Source organism: Christiangramia marina (assembly GCF_048285865.1).
Classification (GTDB): domain Bacteria; phylum Bacteroidota; class Bacteroidia; order Flavobacteriales; family Flavobacteriaceae; genus Christiangramia; species Christiangramia marina.
Map to the genome: position 1 here is coordinate 1,048,056 of NZ_JBLVTK010000001.1, position 18,798 is coordinate 1,066,853.

19 protein-coding genes are annotated in these 18,798 nt (G+C 40.7%); 8 read left to right on the plus strand and 11 right to left on the minus strand.

The annotated features are described in order from the left end of the window. Positions 1-82: 82 nt before the first annotated feature. The 5 genes from ACNKXS_RS04930 (at position 83) to ACNKXS_RS04950 (ending at position 5,527) form a co-directional block, all read left to right on the plus strand. The gene (locus tag ACNKXS_RS04930; RefSeq protein WP_295180288.1) at positions 83-1,258 is read left to right on the plus strand and encodes a PSP1 domain-containing protein; all 1,176 of its coding nucleotides are present in this window, start codon (positions 83-85) and stop codon (positions 1,256-1,258) included. Continuing rightward, entirely contained in the window at positions 1,251-1,733 is a 483-nt protein-coding gene (locus ACNKXS_RS04935) for a gliding motility lipoprotein GldH (RefSeq protein WP_417919884.1), read from the plus strand. The genes ACNKXS_RS04930 and ACNKXS_RS04935 overlap by 8 nt, the downstream gene beginning before the upstream one ends. A gap of 14 nt (positions 1,734-1,747) precedes the next feature. After that, positions 1,748-4,057 (plus strand): penicillin-binding protein 1A, encoded by a 2,310-nt coding sequence (locus ACNKXS_RS04940; protein WP_417919885.1) that lies wholly within the window; start codon positions 1,748-1,750, stop codon positions 4,055-4,057. 108 nt (positions 4,058-4,165) lie between these two features. After that, the gene (locus ACNKXS_RS04945; RefSeq protein WP_417919886.1) at positions 4,166-4,867 is read left to right on the plus strand and encodes a CoA transferase subunit A; all 702 of its coding nucleotides are present in this window, start codon (positions 4,166-4,168) and stop codon (positions 4,865-4,867) included. Positions 4,868-4,870: 3 nt separating this feature from the next. Next, positions 4,871-5,527, plus strand: coding sequence for a CoA transferase subunit B (locus ACNKXS_RS04950; protein ID WP_295180284.1), 657 nt, complete (start codon positions 4,871-4,873; stop codon positions 5,525-5,527). Between the two features lie 49 nt (positions 5,528-5,576). Here ACNKXS_RS04950 and ACNKXS_RS04955 read toward each other — a convergent pair whose 3' ends face one another. The 11 genes from ACNKXS_RS04955 to hemA form a co-directional block, all read right to left on the minus strand. Continuing rightward, complete coding sequence (locus ACNKXS_RS04955; protein ID WP_417919887.1) at positions 5,577-6,725, minus strand: serine hydrolase domain-containing protein; 1,149 nt, start codon at positions 6,723-6,725, stop codon at positions 5,577-5,579. A gap of 18 nt (positions 6,726-6,743) precedes the next feature. Then, a complete protein-coding gene (locus ACNKXS_RS04960; RefSeq protein WP_417919888.1) occupies positions 6,744-7,214 on the minus strand; it encodes a methylated-DNA--[protein]-cysteine S-methyltransferase in 471 nt (156 codons plus the stop codon). Then, the gene (locus tag ACNKXS_RS04965) at positions 7,195-8,325 is read right to left on the minus strand and encodes a CNNM domain-containing protein (protein ID WP_417919889.1); all 1,131 of its coding nucleotides are present in this window, start codon (positions 8,323-8,325) and stop codon (positions 7,195-7,197) included. The genes ACNKXS_RS04960 and ACNKXS_RS04965 overlap by 20 nt, the downstream gene beginning before the upstream one ends. A 119-nt stretch (positions 8,326-8,444) precedes the next feature. Continuing rightward, positions 8,445-8,915, minus strand: a complete 471-nt coding sequence (locus tag ACNKXS_RS04970; protein ID WP_417919890.1) for a hypothetical protein — start codon at positions 8,913-8,915, stop codon at positions 8,445-8,447. An 80-nt stretch (positions 8,916-8,995) separates the two neighbouring features. Then, positions 8,996-9,340, minus strand: coding sequence for a hypothetical protein (locus ACNKXS_RS04975; protein WP_417919891.1), 345 nt, complete (start codon positions 9,338-9,340; stop codon positions 8,996-8,998). Positions 9,341-9,402: 62 nt separating this feature from the next. Further along, the gene (gene hemB / locus ACNKXS_RS04980; RefSeq protein WP_417919892.1) at positions 9,403-10,371 is read right to left on the minus strand and encodes a porphobilinogen synthase; all 969 of its coding nucleotides are present in this window, start codon (positions 10,369-10,371) and stop codon (positions 9,403-9,405) included. A 39-nt stretch (positions 10,372-10,410) separates the two neighbouring features. Continuing rightward, a complete protein-coding gene (hemF, locus tag ACNKXS_RS04985; protein ID WP_417920144.1) occupies positions 10,411-11,313 on the minus strand; it encodes an oxygen-dependent coproporphyrinogen oxidase in 903 nt (300 codons plus the stop codon). Between the two features lie 53 nt (positions 11,314-11,366). Then, positions 11,367-12,392 (minus strand): uroporphyrinogen decarboxylase, encoded by a 1,026-nt coding sequence (gene hemE, locus ACNKXS_RS04990; protein ID WP_417919893.1) that lies wholly within the window; start codon positions 12,390-12,392, stop codon positions 11,367-11,369. After that, positions 12,389-13,054 carry a uroporphyrinogen-III synthase gene (locus ACNKXS_RS04995; protein WP_417919894.1) on the minus strand — a complete coding sequence of 222 codons (666 nt, stop codon included), beginning with the start codon at positions 13,052-13,054 and terminating at the stop codon, positions 12,389-12,391. The genes hemE and ACNKXS_RS04995 overlap by 4 nt, the downstream gene beginning before the upstream one ends. A gap of 3 nt (positions 13,055-13,057) precedes the next feature. Continuing rightward, complete coding sequence (gene hemC / locus ACNKXS_RS05000; RefSeq protein WP_417919895.1) at positions 13,058-13,975, minus strand: hydroxymethylbilane synthase; 918 nt, start codon at positions 13,973-13,975, stop codon at positions 13,058-13,060. Next, on the minus strand, positions 13,972-15,228 hold the full coding sequence (hemA, locus tag ACNKXS_RS05005; RefSeq protein WP_417919896.1) for a glutamyl-tRNA reductase: 1,257 nt from the start codon (positions 15,226-15,228) through the stop codon (positions 13,972-13,974). The genes hemC and hemA overlap by 4 nt, the downstream gene beginning before the upstream one ends. 199 nt (positions 15,229-15,427) lie before the next feature. Here hemA and ACNKXS_RS05010 point away from each other — a divergent pair, with 199 nt between their 5' ends. From ACNKXS_RS05010 to ACNKXS_RS05020, 3 genes are all read left to right on the plus strand, one after another. Beyond that, positions 15,428-16,318 (plus strand): AraC family transcriptional regulator, encoded by an 891-nt coding sequence (locus ACNKXS_RS05010; RefSeq protein ID WP_141876493.1) that lies wholly within the window; start codon positions 15,428-15,430, stop codon positions 16,316-16,318. Between the two features lie 87 nt (positions 16,319-16,405). Then, positions 16,406-17,443: a ferrochelatase gene (gene hemH / locus ACNKXS_RS05015; RefSeq protein ID WP_417919897.1), complete on the plus strand. Its 1,038-nt coding sequence runs from the start codon at positions 16,406-16,408 to the stop codon at positions 17,441-17,443. Continuing rightward, a complete protein-coding gene (locus ACNKXS_RS05020) occupies positions 17,443-18,783 on the plus strand; it encodes an MATE family efflux transporter (RefSeq protein ID WP_417920145.1) in 1,341 nt (446 codons plus the stop codon). Before hemH ends, ACNKXS_RS05020 begins: the two co-directional genes overlap by 1 nt. Positions 18,784-18,798: the final 15 nt, after the last annotated feature.

An 18,798-nucleotide genomic window follows, 5' to 3' on the forward strand; every position in this document is an offset into this window, starting at 1 on the left:
ATCCTGCACCAGAAAGCAAAGCGCTTAGACAGGATGATGTTTTACAGGCTATCTAAAGCTACGCCCTCAATATATATAACATATGGCTTGCACAAGTTGCTCGACCGGCAAAGACGGTCAGCCGAAAGGATGTAAGAACAACGGAACCTGTGGAACAGACAGTTGTAATAAACTAAGCGTTTTCGACTGGCTTTCCAACATGTCTCTTCCGGGAGGCGTGGAACCTTTTAATATCGTAGAAGTACGTTTTAAAAACGGCCGTAAACACTTCTATAGAAATACTGAAAATCTAAGTCTTAGTATTGGCGATGTAGTTGCTACGGAAGCCAGCCCAGGTCACGATGTAGGACAGGTTAGTCTTACCGGTGAGCTCGTTCGCGTACAGATGAAGAAGAAAAAAGTTGCGCAGGATTCCGAAGAAGTTCTGAAGATCTACCGTAAAGCTTCTCAAAGAGATATCGATATCTGGCAGGAAGGAAGAGAGCGCGAGGAGAAGATCAAACAAAGATCAAGACAGATTGCGATCAGGCTTAATCTAAGCATGAAAATAAGCGATATCGAGTTTCAGGGAGATGGTTCTAAAGCTACTTTTTACTACACTGCAGAAGATCGTGTGGATTTTCGACAATTAATTAAGGAGTTCGCACGGGAATTCAATACCCGTATTGAAATGAAACAGATCGGACTTCGACAGGAAGCGGCCAGGCTTGGAGGAATTGGTTCCTGTGGTCGAGAACTTTGCTGTTCTACCTGGCTTACAGACTTTAGATCTGTTAGCACTTCAGCAGCTAGATATCAGCAATTATCCCTTAATCCTCAGAAACTTGCAGGACAATGTGGGAAACTAAAGTGCTGCCTGAACTATGAATTGGATACTTATCTGGAAGCATTAAAATCTTTTCCAAAAACCGACGTTAAGTTAAAGACCAAGAAAGGAACTGCCGTATGTCAAAAAATAGACATTTTTAAAGGTGCGCTCTGGTATGCTTATGAAGGAGAATGGATGAACTGGCACCAGTTGAGTCCGGAACAGGCGAATAAGATCGTAGCCCTGAATAAAAAGGGTGAAGCGGCTACTAGCCTGGAAGAATATGAAACAGAAGTGATCCTAAGCGAAGAAAAAACAAAAGGATTTAATAATTCTGGCGGTGAAGATAGTCTTACGCGTTTTGATAAACCAAAACAGCAACAAAGTAAGAAACGAAATAAGAAAAGAAAGAAACGCAAACCAAACCCTACAAAGTCTAAGAATGCGTAAAGTTTTTTGCCTATTAATTTTTGTTTCAGCGCTTACAGTTGGCTGTGATGAAAAACGGGTTTTTGATGAATACCAGGCGGTACAGCATTGGCATAAAGATTCAGTGGTCACTTTTGAACTGGAGGAACTGGACTCAACAAAGGTATATGACCTGTTTATTAATGTGCGGAACAATAACCAGTACGCTTACAGTAATTTGTTTTTAATAACCGAAATCAGATTCCCGCAGGGAAAGGTGATTAGCGATACTCTCGAGTATGAAATGGCTCGACCAGATGGGAAATGGCTTGGGGAAGGCTTTGGAGATATCAAGGAAAGCAAACTCTGGTATAAGGAAGACGTGAAATTTGAAGAATCGGGCAATTACAAAGTGAGCATACAACAGGCGATGCGTAAGAATGGTGATGTGGACGGTATCGAAGAACTGGAAGGAATAACCGATATAGGATTCAGAATTGAAAAGAACGACAATTAATTTTTAGCATATAAATGGCCGCTACTAACAAGAAAACAAAGAAACCAGCGCATAGCAATCGCAAGTATATCGTGGGTTTCTGGACATTATTTGGAATTGGGATTCTAGCCGGAATTCTAATTTTTCTTTTTGCAGGTTGGGGATTTTTCGGAAAGATGCCTTCTTTCGATGAACTCGAAAACCCTGAAAACAACCTTGCTACCGAAATCTTTTCCGCAGATGGAGAAACCCTTGGAAAATATTACAGTGAGAACAGAACCCCGATCAAATATGAAGATCTGCCAGATCACCTGGTACAGGCTTTAATCGCTACTGAAGATGAACGTTTTTATCAACACTCGGGGATCGATGCAAAAGGAACCGCCAGAGCTGCAGTTTACCTGGGAACAAGAGGTGGTGCGAGTACCATTACCCAACAATTAGCAAAACAATTATTTACTGAAGATGTCGCACAAAACGATGTGGAACGGGTATTTCAGAAAGTGAAGGAATGGGTGATTTCAACAAGACTGGAACGCCAGTACACCAAGGAAGAGATCATTACCATGTACTTCAATAAATACGATTTTATCTACCAGGCGGTGGGAATTCGTTCTGCTTCCAAGATCTATTTCGATAAGGAACCTTCAGAATTGAAAATAGAAGAGTCGGCAGTTCTGGTAGGAATGCTGAAGAACTCGGCGCTCTACAACCCAATGCGAAGACCAGAACTGGTGGAATCCAGAAGAAACCAGGTTTTTGAGCAAATGAATCGTAATGGTTTTATTTCTGAACAGGAAACAGATTCTCTTCAGAAGTTACCTATGAAAATTGAATTCACTCCGGAAGGGCATGATGAGGGAATGGCGACTTATTTTAGAGCTTACCTTCAGGGCTTTATGAAAGAATGGATCGAAGAAAATCCGAAGCCTGATGGATCTGAATATAGTCTATATCGCGACGGACTCAAGATTTACACCAGCATTGATTCAAAAATGCAGGAATATGCAGAAAATGCAGTCACCAGTCATATCGCCAATCTTCAGAAATCATTTGATCGCCAGAACGAGAAAAATCCAACGGCCCCTTTCCGCGATATTACTGAAGAGGAAGTTGAGTCCAGTATACAGAATGCGATGAGAGTCTCTGCCCGCTGGAAGCAAATGAAAGCACAGGGAAAATCTGATGCTGAGATCAAGAAATCCTTTAAAGAGAAAGCGGAAATGAGAGTTTTCAGCTGGAAAGGAACTATTGATACAGTGATGACTCCGCGTGATTCTATTCTTTATTATAAGGCATTTTTGCAAGCAGGAATGATGTCTATGGTTCCTCAAACCGGCGAAGTGAAAGCCTGGGTTGGAGGAATTGACTTTAAGCATTTCAAATACGAGCACGTTAAGCAGGGGAAAAGACAGGTAGGTTCAACCTTTAAACCCTTTGTGTACGCAACTGCGATAGACCAGCTTAAATTTTCACCTTGTGATACCTTGCCAAGATCTAAATTTACGATCGAAGCCGGCAAACATGGAAATATGAAAGACTGGGCGCCTAGAAACAGTGATAATGAATATTCAGGAATGCTTTCGCTTAAACAGGCGCTGGCGAGATCTGTAAATACCATTACTGCGCGATTGATCGATAAAACAGGTCCGGGACCTGTGATCGATCTACTTGGTAAACTGGGTATTGATACTGAAAACGTGCCTGCAGTGCCTTCGATCGCACTGGGAACAGCAGATATCAGTCTTTTTGAGATGGTTTCAGCATACAGCACTTTTGCGAACCAGGGAGTTTATATCAAACCGGTAATGGTGAATCGTATTGAAGATAAGAATGGGACTGTACTTTATCAAAACGTTCCAGAAACCAGGGATGTTCTTAGCAAAGAAGCAGCTTACGTAACTGTAAACTTACTAGAGGGCGTAACTCAGGGAGGTTCAGGAACCAGGCTGCGTAATACCTGGGGAACCACTAATGCATTTTACAAGGATGTAATGACCGGTTATCCGTACGATTTTAAAAATCCGATAGCAGGTAAAACAGGGACTACGCAGAATCAAAGTGATGGTTGGTTTATGGGAATGGTGCCAGATCTTGTAACCGGAGTATGGGTAGGAGCTGAAGATCGTGCAGTACATTTTCCAGGAATACAGTATGGTCAGGGAGCTACCATGGCACTGCCAATCTGGGGGATGTATATGAAAGATGTGTATGCAAATCCAGATCTCAATGTGTCCAAAGAAGCTTTTGAAAGACCGGAGAATTTGAGCATTGCGATAGATTGTGCAAGCTATAACTCGAATAGTTCAAATGACGATTCGGTTCCAGACGAGCTTGATTTTTAAATAATCTTCAGTAATTCGGTATAATAATTCTGAATTAATTAATTAAGCCAACTTCTGTCGTTGTATTGACCTTTTAAATTTTGTATTTTCGGATTAAATTCTGAAAAAATGATCATAAAAACGGTTGATAGCGTACAGAAGGCTACAGAAGGTGTAAAAGACGGAATGACTTTTATGCTAGGTGGTTTTGGACTCTGCGGAATTCCGGAGAACGCCATTTCTGAACTGGTACGCCTTAATATTAAAAATCTTACCTGTATTTCTAATAATGCAGGTGTAGATGATTTTGGACTTGGGCAATTACTTCACAAGAAACAGATCGATAAAATGGTTTCCTCATATGTAGGTGAAAATGCCATTTTCGAGAAACAAATGCTTAGCGGTGAACTTGACGTGGAATTGATTCCGCAGGGAACGCTAGCAGCAAGATGCCAGGCAGCACAACAAGGTTTTCCTGCGATCTATACACCAGCAGGTTATGGAACTGAAGTTGCAGAAGGCAAGGAAACCAGAGAGTTTGACGGAAAAATGTACGTACTTGAAGAAGCTTTCAAGGCAGATTTTGCTTTTGTAAAAGCCTGGAAAGGGGATAGAGCTGGGAACCTTATTTTTAAAGGAACAGCCAGAAACTTTAATCCGGTCATGTGTGGTGCAGCGAAAATCACGGTAGCCGAGGTGGAAGAACTCGTAGAGCCTGGTGAACTGGATCCTAACCATATTCACGTTCCGGGAATTTTCGTACAAAGAATTTTCCAGGGAAAGGATTACGAGAAGAGAATTGAACAACGTACGGTTAGACAAAAAGATTAAGCGATGGCACTAGATAAAAACGGAATAGCACAACGAATTGCTAAAGAAGTAAAGGACGGATATTATGTAAATCTTGGAATAGGGATTCCAACATTAGTAGCAAACTTTGTTCGGGATGATATTCAGGTAGAGTTCCAGAGTGAAAATGGAATTCTGGGAATGGGTCGTTTTCCCCTGGATGGAGAGGAGGATGCAGATCTTATAAATGCCGGGAAACAAACGATCACTGCCAGACCCGGAGCAAGTTTTTTTGATTCTGCCACAAGTTTTGGGATGATACGAGGGAAGCACGTGGATCTTACGATCCTTGGAGCTATGGAAGTAGCTGAAAATGGAGATATTGCCAACTGGAAGATCCCAGGGAAAATGGTGAAAGGAATGGGTGGAGCCATGGACCTGGTAGCTTCAGCAGAAAATATTATTGTGGCCATGATGCATACTAATAAGGCTGGAGAGTCCAAATTGCTGAAAAGATGTTCTCTGCCGCTTACAGGCGTTGGCTGCGTGACTAAGATCGTAACTAACCTTGCGGTGATAGAAGTAACCGATAATGGCTTTAAATTGCTTGAAACGGCACCGGGTGTAAGTGTGGAAGACGTTCAAAATGCTACGGAAGGAAAACTCATCGTCGAAGGCGATATTCCTGAAATGCAATTATAATTTTAAAGCCGGATTTATTCCGGCTTTTTTTATGTTCTAATCTTGGATATCACTGTTTACGATTCCCGATCATTTTGTAGGTTTCGTCAATATAACGATAGAAATCTTCGTAATGTTTATCATCATCTTTCCGAATGAGTTTTTCACCAAGCCTTACGATCACGAGCTCATCTTCAGGAATTATGATCACGTATTGACCTAAAATACCTCGCATATAATAGATCTCTTTATCTTTATAATCGCTTAGCCAGAAGCCGTAACCATAGTATGGTGAATCTTCAAATCTAGGTTTTGAAAGCTGTTCGATATAGGCAGCATCCAATAGTTGCTCGCCGTTCCACTGGCCGTTATTAAGTAATAATTTTCCAAATTTCCCAAAGTTTCTCGCATTGGTAGCGATACAACAGTACGCTTTCTCCATGCCAGATTCTTTACTATCCAGTTGCCAGAGCGCACTATCGTTCATTCCCATTGGTTTCCAGAAACTTTCGCTCAGGTAGTCACTCAGGCTTTTACCGGTAGCCTTTTGAATGACCATAGCGAGCAATTGTGTATTTCCGCTAAGGTATTCAAATTCCTCTCCTGGAGTTTTGATCACTTTCAAATCCAGCACCTGCTCCCGAATATCTTTTCCAAAGTAGGCGCGGGCAGTTGATGCAAATGGATTGTAATAATTTTCATTCCAGTTAAGCCCTGAAGCCATCGAGGAAAGATCTCCGATTTTAAGTTTTTTGTCGAACTGAGGGAAAAAGTTTTCTACAGGCTGCTGGATATTTTCAAGGTATCCATCCTGAATTGCTTTGTACATAAGTAATGTAACCACACTTTTAGCCATGGAAAAGGAATTCGTCTGGCTCGCAACACCGTATTCCTGGTAGTAATTTTCATAGACCAGGCTGTCGTTCTGAATGATTAAAAAAGCAGCGGTCTCCAGTTCGTTATGCAGACTATCGATACTTCTGGTTGCTTTGATACTATTATAATCTTTTGCCAGCGGCCATTCCTGAATGTTTTCTCCATTCTCAATAATGGCGTTATCAAAGTAGGGATGATCATCGATAAAAGCAGTTTTGTGTCCGTTTAAATAAGTGGTTTGTACTGCACGCAAAATATATCCATAACCTGTTAAATAAAGACCTATGGATAGAACAACGATAAATAATGCAATATATAGGAGGAGCTTGAAAATCTTTTTCATACTCTGAAATTAGCAAATTTAGAATAGACTTTGCTGTAAAGGTGGGTTTTCCAGATCCAGCAACCATTTGTTGCGATGCAAACCGCCAGCATAACCAGTAAGAGAACCATCACTTCCAATTACACGATGACAGGGAACAACGATCCAGAGCGGATTCTTTCCATTGGCAGAAGCTACGGCTCTAATTGCCTTCTCATCGCCAAGTTTACGCGATAGATCAAGATATGAAACTGTAGTTCCATAAGGGATCTTTCCAAGTTCTTCCCAGACTCTCTTCTGAAAGTCGGTTCCCTTCGGATTCAATTGTAGATCAAAATTCTGTCTCTTTTCTGAAAAATACTCCTGTAGTTCCAAAACTGCTGTCTGAAGAATCTCAGGTATTTCTGAAGATTCCTTGGTAGAATCATCAACTTTTATCTCCAGAATTCCGTTTTCGTCTCCAAGGATCGTTGCGACCCCAAGTGGTGTTCTAATGTTTACCTGTTTCATCTACATCAGGTTCATCACTATTATCTAAAGTAGAAGTAGTTTCCTGGTCCTGTTTTCTCTGGATGAGTCCGAGGCGTTTTGCGCGGCGTTCCCAGTTCTTTCTGGCAAGTACCTGCATGTCTTCCACACTATCGCTTTCATCCATGATCTCCAGCCCTAATAATGTTTCGATAATGTCTTCCATGGTAACGATCCCGGTGGTATTACCAAATTGATCCACGATCATGGAAATATGAGCGCGTTTTTCAACGAAGATCTCGAACAATTCAGGAATAGGAGTATTGTCGTTCGTCACCAGGATATCTCTTTTAATGTTACTTAGAGGTTGCTCACCATGTTCATCGATCATAGCTTCCAGAACATCATCTTTCAGAATAAATCCTGAGACATTGTTTGATTTCTCTTTATAAACAGGGATTCTTGAGAATTTCAGATTCTTATGGTTGGAATAGAAATCGCTCAGACTCATACTTTCGTCTTCTACGATCGCTACTGAAAATGGGGTCATCACGTCTTTAGCTTCGATAGATTTGAAAACGAGTAAGTTCTTGATAACCGTAGTTTCGCTTTCTTCGAAAACACCCTCTTCTTCCGCAGCATCAGTGATCGCAGCGAATTCTTCTCGGCTCATCGTACTTACATGGGCAGATTTCCCGATCAGTTTTGTAGTAAGCATCATTAGCCATAGAATTCCCGTATACTTAAGCGGGAAGATCATGATATTAAGAGTTTTGGCAGTAAAATTACCTAACGACTGCCAGTAGGTAGCTCCAATGGTCTTCGGAATAATTTCTGAAAGTACGAGGATCGCTAAAGTCATGATGGCTGACACGATCATCACAGAATTTCCCCCATCACCGAAGGTCTTTTCAGCCTGAACACCCACAAGAATAGCTCCCACGGTATGAGCAATAGTGTTTATGGTAAGAATTGCGATAAGCGGCTTGTCTATATCCTTCTTTAGATTTGCCAGATCTTTAGCATAGCTCTTTCCTTCCTTTTTCCTGATCTTGATATAGGATGGTGTTATACTCAGTAATGTAGCTTCCAGAATGGAGCACATAAAAGAAAAAAATATTGATAATACGGCAAAAATGATCAGTAATCCCATGCACTTAAATAAGTTAGACTGGCTAATTTATGTATTCTCAATTCAAATATTTAAAAAGAAATTATAAAACAAAAAAGGTCTTTCATGTTCGAAAGACCTTTCTCGATTTTTGCTGAAGGTTAAGCAGCGATCAAAGGAGTTATTTTAGTTTCCCATTTTCGTGCCTGCTGCAATCTTATTTCAGGAGCAGTAATGTCACTACCGGCTTCATCGTAGAAGCAAATAGACTTAGCACTTTGCATTTGCTTAGCGGCGAAATTTAAGGCCAGAAACTGAATTTTTTCTGAATTTCTAGCCTGTAGATCATGTTGCAACTGTATTGTGGCATATTGAGTAAGATCAATGATCTCAAATTGATCCTCACCTTCAGCATTGCTGAAAATGATTTTTTTATTGCTCACGTCCAGTGCTATGATCGTAGTGCCAACCTGTTCAAACTCGTCTATTTTGAGTTTATTCTGGGTAGCAAAATCATAAGCTTGTTGCTTCACTTTTGAAGTTTGAGCATTGCTTTTTAAAATAAGATATATAATAGGTATTGCGAAAAGAGCCAGAAGTACCAGCCCTAAAATTAGAGATATAGTATCCATATTGATTTAGTATTTAAAATGAAATAAATGGTGCTTTTCAGGTATTTAAACCTTAATCAGCTTGATGTAATTCATTCTATTTACCAGAAACTATGGAATGGAAAGAGGATTTTCTTCAGGTGAAAATGAAACCTGAAATTTGTAAAGATCTGTAGACCTACTTTTTCTTCTGAAATTACCGCTTCAATACTATCAAGACTTCCGAAGACTTTTGAAAAATCGGACTCTTCAGCATTTACTTTTTCAGAAAAAGAAAAAGCTTCATCAGGCAGATAAGCATTCTTGTTACTATGCGCCTGATTAAACTGAAATTCATCAGTAGGCTTTATTTCCGTAGAAACTTCAGTAGCATAAACATTCGTACCACCAAGTAGAAATACCTGAAGCAGTAGCAAGTTTATCCATAAAAAATTACTGAATTTCATACAACAATGTTAAGCCAAAAACTGATTGTAAAAACAGAAGCAGTCTTATATTTTTCTAAAAATCAGGAAATTAATTTCACCGCATCTTTTGCGAAATACGAGGCGATCATATTAGCCCCGGCCCGCTTTATAGCTGTTAACTGTTCCAGTATTACAGCGTCGTGGTCCAGCCATCCTTTCTCAGCTGCAGCTTTGATCATCGCATATTCACCACTTACCTGGTAGACCGCAACAGGCACATTTACAGCATTTTTGATATCACGCACAATGTCCAGATAACAAAGACCTGGTTTCACCATCACGATATCTGCACCTTCTTCAATGTCCATCAAAGTTTCCTTGATAGCTTCATCCCGATTGGCAGGGTCCATCTGGTAGGTTTTCTTATCACCAAAGCCTGGAGCAGAATCCAGAGCATCTCTAAACGGACCATAAAACGCGGAAGCGTACTTCGCGGAATAGCTCATAATGCCGGTATCATGAAAACCTTCATCCTCGAGTAAAGTTCTCATCTCGAAGATCCTACCATCCATCATATCACTGGGCGCTACAAAATCTGCACCTGCCTTAGCATGAGATAAAGCCATCTCTGCCAGGATCGCGTTGGTATCATCGTTAAGGATCTTACCATCATTTACGATCCCATCGTGACCGTAAGAGGAATAAGGATCAAGGGCAACATCTGTCATGATGACCATCTCAGGCGCGACATCTTTCACAGTCTTCACGGCTCTTTGCATCAATCCATCAGGATTTATAGCTTCAGTACCAGCATTGTCTTTTAGTTCATCCGGGACCTTTACAAAAAGCAAAACCGACTTTAGACCAAGGCTCCATAATTCTTTTATTTCCTGCTTTAGAAGATCAAGGCTATATCTATAATAACCGGGCATGGAAGCGATCTCTTCCTTAACCTGTTTTCCTTCTACCACAAAAATTGGCACCAGGAAATCGTTTGGAGAGATAAAGGTTTCTCTAACCAGTGATCTTACAGATTCGTTCGTACGTAGTCTTCGGTTTCTTCTAAGCATTGTTTCAATTTTTTAGTATTGCTGCAGGCGCAGTATATTTTAAACCCAATTCACAGGTCTTTCAAGCACCTGTATGAGTTTTTCTTCTTCACTTCCAGGTTCAGGATGATGATCATAAACCCATTGTACGTGAGGTGGAAGGCTCATGAGGATACTTTCTATTCTTCCGTTGGTCTTTAGACCGAACAAAGTTCCCTTATCATGTACAAGATTAAACTCTACGTAGCGTCCACGTCGAATTTCCTGCCATTTTCTATTCTCTTCAGAATAAGGCACATTCTTGCGTTTCTCCACGATCGGGATATAAGCCTGTAAAAATGAATCACCAACATCGGTCACAAAATCATACCAGTCGGCAATCTTCATACGATCATTCTCTTTTAAATAATCGAAGAAAAGTCCGCCGATTCCCCTGGCTTCATTCCTGTGTGCATTCCAGAAATATTCATCACACTTCTTCTTAAAATCTGAATAGAAAGAAAACCCATGAGGATTACATGCTTTTTTACAGGTATAGTGAAAGTGTTTTGCATCTTCCTCGAAAAGATAATAAGGAGTAAGATCCTGACCACCACCAAACCACTGGTCGATCACAGTACCGTCTTTCTCATACATTTCAAAATAGCGCCAGTTGGCATGAACCGTTGGAACCATTGGATTTTTAGGATGAAGCACAAGGCTGAGTCCGCAGGCGAAAAAGTCCACATCACCTACTTTAAAATAGCTTTGCATGGCCGGAGCCAGTGGACCGTGAACAGCAGAGATGTTCACACCTCCCTTTTCGAATACATTTCCATTTTCGATCACACGCGTTCTACCGCCACCGCCTTCATTTCTTTTCCAGATATCTTCTTTGAATTTGGCGCCGCCATCGATCTCCTCGAGTTTTGAAGTGATCGAATCCTGCAATTGTTCAATATATCTGTAAAATTGTTCTTTCATGCTCATGAAGACTTTTCAGCTTAGGTTCGGTTCTTGTAATTTTTAGTATTGGCTTATTCTCTGTATTCCTTGACAGCGTCTACGAAAGCTTTCGCATTATCTACAGGAATATTTGGCAAAATACCATGACCAAGGTTAGCGATATAACGATCTTTTCCAAAGGCTTTGATCATATCGTTCACCATATATTTAATTTCGATTGGTTTAGAGTAAAGCCTGGCAGGATCAAAATTCCCCTGCAAAGTGATCTGTCCACCACTTAAATAACGTGCATTTCGAGCATCACAAGTCCAGTCTACTCCAAGAGCAGCTGCTCCAGATTGTGACATATCTTTTAAGGCAAACCAACACCCTTTTCCGTAAGCAATTACAGGAACTTCATCTTTCAAAGCATCGATGATCTGTTGCATATACTGCCATGAGAATTCTTTGTAGTCATTAGGCTCCAGCAATCCTCCCCAGGAATCGAAAAGCTGTACGGCATCTACACCGGCTTTTACTTTTTCTTTCAGGTAAGCGATGGTAGTATCAGTAATTTTCTGAAGTAATTTATGCGCAGCGAAAGGTTCCATGAAACAGAATCTTTTCGCCTTATCAAAGGTTTTAGATCCCTGTCCCTGTACACAGTAACATAGAATGGTCCAAGGAGAACCGGCGAATCCTATGAGCGGTACCTCATCATTTAATTCCTGTTTTGTAAGCTTGATCGCATCAAAAACATAGCCAAGTGTCTCATTCACATCTGGTACGATCACCTGTTCTACTTTTGCGGGAGTATCTACTGGATTTGGCAACCACGGGCCAACACCTGGCTTCATCTCCACCTCGATGTTCATTGCCTGTGGGACTACAAGAATGTCGCTAAAAAGTATCGCAGCATCTGGTCCTATCTGGCGAATAGGCATTACCGTAATTTCAGTAGCAAGTTCAGGGGTACGACAGCGGGTGAAAAAGTCGTATTTCTCTTTAAGCTTCATAAAATCAGGAAGATATCTTCCTGCCTGTCTCATCATCCAAACGGGTGGACGTTCTACGCTTTCACCTCTAAGTGCTTTTAAAAAAAGGTCATTCTTGATCATTGCTGATGTTTTAAGTCTTTTCTAAATGTTTTTGCTACCACGGCGATCAGGTTTTCAATACCGGGAGTTCCCGGAGTTACGATGCTGGTAGTATGTTTTTTTGCTTCGGAAGCAGTAGTGTCTCCAATGCAAAATGCAATGGAATCAATCGTATTTTTACTGGTATAGCTTTTCACGCCGCTTGGGCTGTAAAAGAGAATTCCGTCGTAATCTGAATTAAATTGCTGAATGTTCAACGTGGTTTTATAGACCTTAATTTCCTCAAGAGCTATATTTTGCTGCCGAAGCATTTCCGGAAGTTCATCAAGTCTCGAATAACCACAGAAAAACTGAAATTCCCGGTTGCGATAATTCTGGATGATGATATTTGCCAAATCATGAGCATAGGCTGTAGTTTCCAGAACATTATAACCCATCTGCCTAGCCATTATTGCAGTTTTCTCTCCCACACAAAAGCAATTTGTGATATCAATTTTCTTTGATGTGATTGCTTTTAATGAATTCTTGCTGGTAAAAATGGCATTCTGGATAGTTTGTTCAGGCAGATCAAAATTCAGAAACTCTATGTTGATAGCATTATACTCCGCGAATCCAATCCCACTATTTAAAAGTAGTTCCTTCTGGTTGAGTGCTAGTTTTTTCGTGGAAAGTACGGTAGGCATTCATTAGTTATTTAAGGCAGTTTTAATATGCTGCATCAATTCACGGCCTCCGTTATTTAAAACTTCCTGAGCGCAGAACTTTCCTAAATTCTCTGCCTGTGCAACCGGAACGCTTTTTTCCACTTCAATTTTTCTGGTTCCGTCAAGGCTGAAAAGTGCTCCGTGAAAATGAATATGATCATCCTGAATTTTAGCCAGTGCTCCAATGGGAGCAGTACAACCACCTTCCAGAACTTTAAGAAATTCACGTTCTACATGGACACAAATTTGCGATTCCTGGTGCTTTAAAAGAGCCAGTGCTTTACGGCTTTCTTCGTCTTTTTCCATGGCTACGATAAGCATCGCACCCTGAGCTGGTGCCGGGATCATCCAGTTAAGATCTATATAATTATCTGGTTTGATCTCGATACGTTCCAGTCCGGCCGCGGCGAAAATGGCGCCATTCCAGTCGTTATCCTGTAATTTCTGCATTCTCGTGTTCACGTTTCCGCGAAGATCCACGACTTCATGTTCAGGGTATCTGTGCAGCCATTGTGCTTTACGTCGCAGGCTACCAGTAGCGATCTTTCCTGACTTATTTTCCAGGAAATCGATTCCTTTATGAACCAGAATATCCTTATTGCTGGCACGCTTCATCACTGCAGCTTCAACGATCCCTTTTGGAAGGGCCGTAGGTACATCTTTCATGGAGTGAACTGCAATATCTACTTCACCTTTGATCATGGCAACATCCAGGGTTTTCGTGAAAATCCCGGTGATTCCCATTTCATATAAAGGTTGATCTAAATTGAGGTCGCCAGTAGATTTTACAGGCACCAGCTCACTTTGATGACCGGTTCGTTCCAGTGCGTTCTGTACGGTGCGGGCCTGCCACATCGCTAGTTCACTATCGCGAGTGCCAATTCGAATTACTTTACTCATTTGCTAACTTCTTCGAGTTGAAAGACTTTGTGAATCAATTCCAGGCTTTCATTCGTAGTTTCTGTATCTTCTTTGAGGTGATTGGCAAAATGTTTCATGATCTTCTGTATGATACGATTGCTTACAATTTCAGCATGTTCATCATTGAAGTCAGACATTTTTTTGCGCTGGAAATCCAGTTCATCATCCTTCATAGACCTCAGCTTTTTCTTTAAAGCTTTGATCGTTGGAGCAAACTTTCTTGTTTCCAGCCATTGATTGAAGTCGTTTTCAACTTCAGCAATGATCTCTTTTGCCTGCGGAATGAATTGTTTTCTTCGTTCCAGGGTTTCATCGGTCATTTGCGATAAATGATCAAGGTGAATCAATTGCACGTTCGGCAATTCTTCAACATCTTCTGAAACGTTCTTCGGAATAGAAAGATCAAGTATCAAAAGATCTTTTTTAGAATAGATAAGTTCTTTGGAAACCGTAGGATTCTGAGCTCCGGTAGCAACGATCAAAATATCACTATTCCTGATCTCTGCCTGGAGATCTGCATAATCCTTAACGATAAGATCAAATTTACCAGCAACTTTTTCAGCCTTATCCTTTGTTCTGTTGATTAAGGTGATATGGTTATTCCGGGTGTGCTTTACCAGATTTTCGCAGGTATTACGTCCTATTTTTCCTGTTCCGAAGAGAAGAATGTTCTTATCTGAAACATTCTCTATATTCTTTAATATATACTGTACAGAGGCAAATGAAACTGAAGTCGCTCCACTTGAGATCTCTGTCTCGTTCTTAATTCTTTTACTGGCCTGGATCACAGCATTAACCAATCTTTCCAGAAATGCATTTACCAGACCGAGCTTTTTGGAACGTACGAAAGCAACCTTTAACTGACTTATAATTTCAAAATCACCCAGGATCTGGCTGTCCAGTCCTGTTCCAACCCTGAACATATGAGCAATCGCCTGTTTGTTCTTATAAACGTAAGCTACTTTCTCAAATTCCTCTACTGTTCCATGAGTATGTTCACAAAGCAATTTGATCAACTGGAAAGGATGTTCTGCGAAACCGTAAATTTCAGTACGATTACAGGTGGAAGTTAAAAGAATACCATCGATACCTTCGCGGCCGGCCTGTTGCAACAAATTTTCTTTCGACTGTTCCGTAAGACTGAAGTGTCCACGGATCTCGGCATCAGCCTTTTTGTAGCTTAAACCTATCGTATAAAAATGCTTACCTCTTGAAATGTGATAATCTTCCATGTATCGATTTGGAAATACGCTTGCAAAAATAGCAGAAGAGTATTTCAAAAAATAACGCTAGAGGCACTAAATGTGTCGATAGATGATATTTATCAGCTTTTTAAAGTCCGAAACTTCAAAATGCGCTATTTTTGTAGTAAACAAAGCTGTTGTGAATAGATTTGTTTAGACTGATTCTAAATAAATAAAATTTCCGAGGATGGATGAAAGCAAAAAAAATAACGCTGTAAGTATTTCAGAAGAAATCAAGATCGAAGATGGTTTCTATATTCTGAAGTTTCAGAATGATACAGATGAGAATAAGATCATGTCCCGCGAAATTGATAATAGTTTCATTCAATTTCACTTCAATGTAAAGGGGAACAGTAAGTTTCTTTTCAATAGCGGGAGTTATGAATTACCACTTCCTGAAGAGAATTCACTTTTATTATACAATCCCCAGCGCGATCTGCCACTACATTTATCCATGGAAAAAGAGAGTTGGTTAATTTCTTTGGTAATTTCCATTAAGAAATTTCACGCTCTGTTTTCGCAGGAAGCAGATTATATCACTTTTTTAAGTGGTGACAATAAGGATAAGAAATACTATAAGGATGCTCAGGTCTCGCCTTCAACCGCGGTAGTGTTAAACCAGATCATGAATTTTAATCTAACTCCCAGTATCAAAAATCTTTATTTTAAAGCGAAAGCTTTCGAATTATTAAGTCTGTACTTTAATAAAGCAGAGAATCCAGATCTGGAACAATGTCCGTTTTTGAGTGACGAAGAGAATATCAAGAAGATAAGAAGAGCAAAAGATATCGTGATCGCAAGAATGGCAGAGCCGCCATCCCTGCAGGAACTTTCAGATGAAATTGGACTTAGTCTTAAAAAGCTAAAAGAAGGTTTTAAGCAAATTTATGGCGATTCGGTTTATAGCTTTCTGTTCGATTATAAAATGGAATATGCACGCAAGCTTCTGGAGACAGGTGAATATAACGTAAATGAAGTAGGACTGAAAGTTGGTTACAGTACGGCGAGTCACTTTATTGCCGGTTTTAAAAAGAAATTTGGAACCACGCCGAAGAAATATACATTGTCGGTTAGCTAAACGATTATTGAATCATAGAGAACACTAATTATAAAGGGTATTTCAATAGACCAGTTAGTATTATTTTTGAGCTGAAAAAGAAAAATTATGAGTAAAGGCGTATTGCTGGTAAATCTGGGTTCTCCAGACAGTACCGACCCCAAAGATGTCAAGAAATATTTAGGTGAATTCCTTATGGATGAGCGAGTGATCGATGTGCCATACTGGGCAAGGACACTGCTGGTAAAAGGAATTGTATTGAACACCCGTCCTAAAAAATCTGCTGAAGCTTACCAGAAGATTTGGTGGGATGAAGGTTCCCCGCTCATTGTACTTTCTGAAAGACTCCAGAGCAAGATCGATGAAAAAACCTCTGTACCAATTGCACTGGCTATGAGGTATGGAACACCGAATATCAAACAGGGTTTACAGGAATTGAAGGATAAGGGAGTGGACGAAGTGCTGCTTTTCCCATTGTATCCACAATTCGCTATGGCCACTACCGAAACCATTCTGGTCCTTGCTGAAGAATTGCGTAAAGAATTCTTTCCGGAAATGAGCTTTACCACGGTGCCACCATTTTATAATCATCCAGATTATGTAAGAACTTTGGCAAACAGCATTGCTGAAAATCTTGAAGGTAAGGAATATGAACATTTGCTATTCTCATATCATGGTGTTCCCGAAAGGCATATTCGCAAAAGCGATGTGACCAGTTCACATTGTAAGATAGACGGCTCCTGTTGCCAGACGGCATCCACCGCTCACCAGTTCTGTTACCGTCATCAATGCTTTGAAACCACCAGGTTGGTTACGGAACATTTAGGAATGAAACCTAATACTTATAGCGTTTCCTTCCAGTCAAGATTGGGATTCGACCCATGGCTAAAGCCTTATACAGATAGAACCATTGAAAGATTTGGAAAACAGGGAATGAAGAAATTAGCCATTGTGACTCCTGCTTTCGTTTCAGATTGTCTGGAAACACTGGAAGAAATTGCCATGGAAGGCGAAGAGATTTTCCATGAAGTTGGAGGAAAAGATTTCTCTGTAGTTCCCTGTTTGAACGATCGCGAGGATTGGGTAAAAGTATTATCCAGATGGATCGATGAGTGGGCAACCCAGCCAACTACGGTGGAGGCTTAATGGCCGTGCGAAACTCCAAAGCACTGGGTGATAAACCTATTGGTAAGTTACTTATTCAGCAGGCATTACCGGCATCTGTAGGGATATTGGTGATGTCCTTAAACATCCTGGTAGATACTATATTTGTTGGAAACTGGATAGGCTCGATCGCAATTGCGGCCATCAATGTTGTGTTGCCTGTCTCTTTTTTTATAGCGGCTTTAGGAATGGCTATAGGGATTGGTGGAAGTTCGATCATTTCCCGGGCGCTTGGCGCAAATGAAGATTCCAAAGCCTTACGAACCTTTGGAAACCAGATCACCCTTACCTTGGTTTTATCTATTGGTCTGGTCATTCCGGGATTGATATTTGTTGATGATCTCATCCCTGCATTTGGAGGAATGGGCGAAATTTTCGATCCTGCTAAGATCTATTATATCATCGTACTCTGCGGCGTACCTATGCTGGCGCTGGCTATGATGGGGAACAACGTAATTCGTGCTGAGGGAAAACCTCGTTTTGCCATGATCGCGATGATCATTCCTTCTGTGGTCAATCTTATTCTGGATTATATCCTTATTAATAAGCTGAATATGGGAATGGAAGGCGCCGCCCTGGCAACAACCGCATCCTATTTCTTCTGCATGGCTTATATTATCTGGTTTTTTCTATCGAAGAACTCAGAATTAAAGATCAGTTTTTCTCATTTCAATATGGATTTTCCTATTCTGAAGGAAATTTCAGCATTGGGAGTGGTCACTCTGGCCAGGCAGGCTGTAGTAAGCGTGACCTATCTTTTAATGAATAATATACTTTTTGATCTTGGCGGAGAAGAGTCGATCACCGTATACGCCATTATCGCTCGTATGCTTATGTTCGCACTTTTCCCGGTACTTGGAGTCACCCAGGGATTTTTGCCGATTGCTGGGTTTAATTATGGGGCAGAGAACTTCAGCAGGGTTCGAAAAAGTATCAATACTGCTATTTTATATTCTTTCCTGATGGGGCTGCTAATCTTTGCCGGAATCATGATTTTCGCGCCAGATATTGTTGCAATATTTACTACGGAACCAAGTATTCTGGAGCAAACACCTTCAGCAATGCGCTGGGTTTTTGCAGCGATTCCAATTGTAACTATTCAGCTAATTGGCGCCGCTTATTTCCAGGCAATTGGAAAAGCTGTGCCAGCATTTTTGCTTACTCTATCGCGACAGGGATTTATCTTTATTCCACTTGTCTTAATTCTTCCGAAGTACTATGGAGAGCTTGGCGTGTGGATCTCATTTCCAATTGCAGATGTACTTTCTACGATCATCACCGCCTATTTCTTGAATCGTGAGATTCGGCATACGCTCAGGTAAACTTCAGAAGCTTGA

Coding starts and splice junctions, on each gene's coding strand:
- ACNKXS_RS04930 (WP_295180288.1), top strand. CDS start 83: ATGGCTTGCACAAGTTGCTCGACCGGCAAAGACGGTCAGCCGAAAGGA.
- ACNKXS_RS04935 (WP_417919884.1), top strand. CDS start 1,251: ATGCGTAAAGTTTTTTGCCTATTAATTTTTGTTTCAGCGCTTACAGTT.
- ACNKXS_RS04940 (WP_417919885.1), top strand. CDS start 1,748: ATGGCCGCTACTAACAAGAAAACAAAGAAACCAGCGCATAGCAATCGC.
- ACNKXS_RS04945 (WP_417919886.1), top strand. CDS start 4,166: ATGATCATAAAAACGGTTGATAGCGTACAGAAGGCTACAGAAGGTGTA.
- ACNKXS_RS04950 (WP_295180284.1), top strand. CDS start 4,871: ATGGCACTAGATAAAAACGGAATAGCACAACGAATTGCTAAAGAAGTA.
- ACNKXS_RS04955 (WP_417919887.1), bottom strand. CDS start 6,725: ATGAAAAAGATTTTCAAGCTCCTCCTATATATTGCATTATTTATCGTT.
- ACNKXS_RS04960 (WP_417919888.1), bottom strand. CDS start 7,214: ATGAAACAGGTAAACATTAGAACACCACTTGGGGTCGCAACGATCCTT.
- ACNKXS_RS04965 (WP_417919889.1), bottom strand. CDS start 8,325: ATGGGATTACTGATCATTTTTGCCGTATTATCAATATTTTTTTCTTTT.
- ACNKXS_RS04970 (WP_417919890.1), bottom strand. CDS start 8,915: ATGGATACTATATCTCTAATTTTAGGGCTGGTACTTCTGGCTCTTTTC.
- ACNKXS_RS04975 (WP_417919891.1), bottom strand. CDS start 9,340: ATGAAATTCAGTAATTTTTTATGGATAAACTTGCTACTGCTTCAGGTA.
- hemB (WP_417919892.1), bottom strand. CDS start 10,371: ATGCTTAGAAGAAACCGAAGACTACGTACGAACGAATCTGTAAGATCA.
- hemF (WP_417920144.1), bottom strand. CDS start 11,313: ATGAAAGAACAATTTTACAGATATATTGAACAATTGCAGGATTCGATC.
- hemE (WP_417919893.1), bottom strand. CDS start 12,392: ATGATCAAGAATGACCTTTTTTTAAAAGCACTTAGAGGTGAAAGCGTA.
- ACNKXS_RS04995 (WP_417919894.1), bottom strand. CDS start 13,054: ATGCCTACCGTACTTTCCACGAAAAAACTAGCACTCAACCAGAAGGAA.
- hemC (WP_417919895.1), bottom strand. CDS start 13,975: ATGAGTAAAGTAATTCGAATTGGCACTCGCGATAGTGAACTAGCGATG.
- hemA (WP_417919896.1), bottom strand. CDS start 15,228: ATGGAAGATTATCACATTTCAAGAGGTAAGCATTTTTATACGATAGGT.
- ACNKXS_RS05010 (WP_141876493.1), top strand. CDS start 15,428: ATGGATGAAAGCAAAAAAAATAACGCTGTAAGTATTTCAGAAGAAATC.
- hemH (WP_417919897.1), top strand. CDS start 16,406: ATGAGTAAAGGCGTATTGCTGGTAAATCTGGGTTCTCCAGACAGTACC.
- ACNKXS_RS05020 (WP_417920145.1), top strand. CDS start 17,443: ATGGCCGTGCGAAACTCCAAAGCACTGGGTGATAAACCTATTGGTAAG.